This is a genomic window from Pseudohalioglobus lutimaris (assembly GCF_002866825.1).
In the GTDB taxonomy this organism is placed as follows: Bacteria; Pseudomonadota; Gammaproteobacteria; order Pseudomonadales; family Halieaceae; genus Halioglobus; species Halioglobus lutimaris.
On the sequence record NZ_PKUS01000061.1, the window covers coordinates 1 to 4,027 of the forward strand.

Here is a 4,027-nt window from a genome sequence, read left to right on the forward strand (position 1 = left end):
GTGCCCACACATCTGTCTTCGTCTTCTTGTTAAGTAACTCCCAGACCGCCAGGGCGTGGGATTCTTCTGAGGGGTGACCCCCAGACGAGGAGCGCATTATACGTATCGTTTGCTCACCTGCAAGACCCTTTTGAAAAATATTTCAGAGTTTTTCTGCGGCTTCAAAAATCGACCAATTTTTCACCACTGTTGTGGCACACAAATGCAGCACCTGGTCCCACTTCCAGAACCCGGGAAGACCGTTACAGCCGCCCTCCAGCCTGTCCTTGTGCCGGCGTAAATCGTCTGGACCCCGGGGGCCTTTACAGGGTCACGCTGCTGCGCACACCCACGAAAAGAATGCCGGCCAGCTTTCTGCAACACTCTGTCTTTGCGCAGTCTGGCCGTGGCTACCAGAGGGTATTTGCTCGGGAAATACAGCGCCTGCTAAACGAGACGCTGGAAGCGCAGCCACCTGCACGCCATAAAGTGCAGTGCCCACACCCTGGGAATGTAGCAGAGAGCGATTGCAAGGCCAGGGCGCTTACTCGCCTTGCTTCCTGCGCCGCTGAACCACAGACATGACCGGCCCGGAGGCTGCATAAGCGAGAAATGCAATCAACAGGATCAGCGGCGGATCCAGGGTCACCAGGCCAAAGGCCAGTACAACCAGGATCATCACCACAAAGGGCACGCGACCGTGCAGGTCGACACCTTTGAAACTGTAGTATGGGAAATTGGCAATCATCAGGAACCCGACAATGGCGGTCAGTACAGCCAGCATAAATGCTGCTTCGCCTGGCAGATCGGCGCCAGCCCACCCCAGGTCACTGCACACCCAAACGGCACTGACGATGATACAAGCGGCAGCAGGGCTGGCTAGCCCGGTAAAGTAGTTCTTGTCTGCAGTGTCTATCTGGGTGTTGAAACGTGCAAGACGAAGTGCGGCGCAAGCCACGTAAACGAACGCCGCGCTCCAGCCGAACTTGCCCAGGTCACCCAAAGCAAAACTGAACATCACCAGTGCCGGTGCCACGCCGAAAGAAACCATATCGGAAAGACTATCGTACTCCGCCCCAAACTTACTCTGTGTGTTGGTCATTCTGGCGATACGGCCATCCAGTCCGTCGAGAAACAGGGCTGCCAGTATGGCGATGGGGGCGCTTTGAAAGTCGCCGCGCATAGCGGCGATCACCGCGTAGAAGCCAGCGAACAACGCGCCCGTGGTGAACAGATTCGGCAATAGGTAAATGCCCTGACGGCGCACGGATCGACCGTTCTCAGACACTTCCTCCTCGTGTTCATCAACCAACATATCCAATGGCGCGGAGACTGGTGGAGCATCAATGCCCTTATCACCCTCCTCTTCTTTTGGTGATTGCTCCCCATGATCTTGCATAAGCGTATCCAGTACGTTGACTTGTGTATTGTATCAAAGGGATTGAGGGTAGGTCTGCCCGGCGACGCCCCAAAGCGCACTTACCAGAGGACCGTCCAGACGGTTACGAAGCCCGGCAAGACCAATCGAAAGACCGGGCAAACCACGATCTGTGGGAACAATGTCAACACCCAGGCCGGGACCGCTGGCCTCGATCACCAGCTGGGGCGCAATCCCAACCCCCAGACCCAGGCTGACCATCGCCACAATGGCTTCATGACCTGCCACCTGTGCATAGATACGAGGGCGAATTCTCTCTTCTCGCAGCCAGTCATCCAGTAAATCTTTGGTGGTGCCACGCTCTGGCACAATCAGCGGAAAGTCCTCCCAGTCCAGAGTCCCTGCAGCCAGACCCGCCACCACCTTGTCTCTCACGGCACAATCGAGGGCAGGCATGCAGAATTGCAGAGGGGAGTCCACCAGAGGCAGGAATGCCATGCGCTGTGGTAGCTGCAGCGGACGTATTGTCACCGCCAATTCATCCTGACCGGCAAGCACACGGCTGACGCCATCAGCCTGGTCACCCGTATGCATCATGATGTCCACAGACGGGTATGTCCCGCGAAATGCCGCGAGTATTGGCGCCAACAAGGTATGGCTAGCCGTCACCGAGCAGTAGAGACTGACTTCTCCGCTCAGGGTTCCTTCACTGTCGAGACTGCGCTGGATCTGCTGCCAGTCAGCAAGGGTTCGGCGGGCGAACTCTCGAAACTCTGTGCCAGCATGGGTTAGCGCAACATTCCTGCGGTCACGCTGGAACAGCACCTGCCCCACCTCGTCCTCTACACGGCTGATGGTTCGGCTGACAGCCGATACACTCATAAACAAACTTTCCGCGCTGCGGCTGAAACTCAAGGTCTCTGCCACGGATAGAAAAATTGAGAGGGAACGCGTGTCCAAATCAATATCCATTTGTTGCTCTATGAGCAACACAGTATTACTTATTTAGCGTTTTACGCAAGCAATTAAACTCCCTATCCTTGCCACGCTGAATCACACGACAGCAACGACCACCTATCACCGCCGCCTACGTCTTATTTCGCCCACAGGAGAATCAACCATGGGACAAAATTACTTCAACACCCTGCCGCTGCGCCTGCAGCTTGAGGAACTGGGAAAATGCCGTTTCATGGATCGCGCTGAGTTCGCCGATGGCTGTGAGTACCTGAAAGGCAAAAAAATCGTTATCGTGGGCTGCGGTGCCCAGGGCCTGAACCAGGGCCTGAACCTGCGCGACTCTGGCCTGGACGTGTCGTACACACTGCGCGAAAGTGCGATTGTGGAACAGCGTCAGTCCTGGAAGAACGCAACCGAGAATGGCTTCAACGTCGGCACCTATGAGGAACTGATTCCCACCGCCGACGTGGTGATGAACCTGACCCCCGACAAGCAACATAGTGCCGTGGTCGAGGCAATCATGCCGCTGATGAAAGACGGCGCCTGCCTGGACTATGCGCATGGCTTCAACCTGGTGGAGGAAGGCATGCAGGTTCGCAAGGACCTGACCGTGGTCATGATGTGCCCAAAGTGTCCGGGCACCGAGGTACGCGAGGAATACAAGCGCGGCTTTGGGGTACCCACCCTGATTGCTGTGCACCGCGAAAACGACCCGAAAGGGGAAGGCATGGATATTGCCAAAGCGCTGGCGTCCGGCACTGGCGGCGACCGCGCGGGCGTTCTGGAGTCATCCCCCATCGCCGAGGTCAAATCCGACCTGATGGGCGAGCAAACCATCCTTTGCGGGATGCTGCAAACCGGTGCGATCCTCTCATTCGATAAAATGGTAGAGAAAGGGATCGATCCGGGCTACGCCTCCAAGCTCATTCAGTATGGCTGGGAGACTGTAACCGAAGGCCTCAAGCACGGCGGCATCACCAACATGATGGACCGGCTGTCCAATCCGGCCAAAGTCCGCGCCTTCCATCTTGCAGGCGAACTCAAGGACATCATGCGTCCACTCTATGAGAAGCACCAGGACGACATCATGTCTGGCGAATTCTCCCGCACCATGATGGAAGACTGGGGAAACGACGATGCCAACCTTCTCAAGTGGCGCGCTGCGACCCAGGATACGGCTTTCGAGAAAACCCCCAGCACCGACACCGACATCCCTGAACAGGAGTACTACGATCACGGCATTCTGCTGGTAGCCATGGTCAAGGCCGGCGTCGAGCTCGCCTACGAGACGATGGTGGCCGCAGGCATCAAGGCTGAGTCAGCGTACTACGAATCCCTGCACGAAACTCCGCTGATCGCCAATACGATCGCCCGCAAGAAGCTTTACGAGATGAACGTGGTGATTTCCGATACCGCCGAGTATGGCTGCTACCTGTTCGATCATGCCTGTCGCCCACTGCTGGCCGACTTTATGGGCAAGGTCGATACTGACGTCATTGGCAAAGGTATCGCAGGCGATAATGGCGTCGACAACCAGGAGCTGATCGCCATTAATAGCGAGATACGCAACCACCCGGTAGAAGTGATTGGCGCAGAGCTGCGCGGTTACATGACCGCAATGAAGCGCATCGTGTAAAGCAGCTGTCCAATGTACTAAAAAGGGGCCTGCAGGCCACTGCTGTCCCACAGTTTGGGATCACAAGGCGAATCTCA

The 4,027-nt window shown here is 56.5% G+C and carries 3 protein-coding genes; 1 reads left to right on the top strand and 2 read right to left on the bottom strand.

Translation table 11 applies throughout. The features are described from left to right. Positions 1–523 precede the first annotated feature (523 nt). Entirely contained in the window at positions 524–1,378 is an 855-nt protein-coding gene (gene pssA, locus C0039_RS20745; RefSeq protein WP_084179094.1) for a CDP-diacylglycerol--serine O-phosphatidyltransferase, read from the bottom strand. A 33-nt stretch (positions 1,379–1,411) separates the two neighbouring features. Further along, entirely contained in the window at positions 1,412–2,329 is a 918-nt protein-coding gene (gene ilvY / locus C0039_RS20750; RefSeq protein WP_243391683.1) for an HTH-type transcriptional activator IlvY, read from the bottom strand. 148 nt (positions 2,330–2,477) lie between these two features. On the opposite strand from ilvY, the gene ilvC reads away from it, so the two are divergent. After that, positions 2,478–3,950 (top strand): ketol-acid reductoisomerase, encoded by a 1,473-nt coding sequence (gene ilvC, locus C0039_RS20755; protein WP_075998670.1) that lies wholly within the window; start codon positions 2,478–2,480, stop codon positions 3,948–3,950. Positions 3,951–4,027: the final 77 nt, after the last annotated feature.

Excerpts from the sequence above, each read along its gene's own strand:
- ilvY (WP_243391683.1), bottom strand. The coding sequence starts at position 2,329 with ATGGATATTGATTTGGACACGCGTTCCCTCTCAATTTTTCTATCCGTG.
- pssA (WP_084179094.1), bottom strand. The coding sequence starts at position 1,378 with ATGCAAGATCATGGGGAGCAATCACCAAAAGAAGAGGAGGGTGATAAG.
- ilvC (WP_075998670.1), top strand. The coding sequence starts at position 2,478 with ATGGGACAAAATTACTTCAACACCCTGCCGCTGCGCCTGCAGCTTGAG.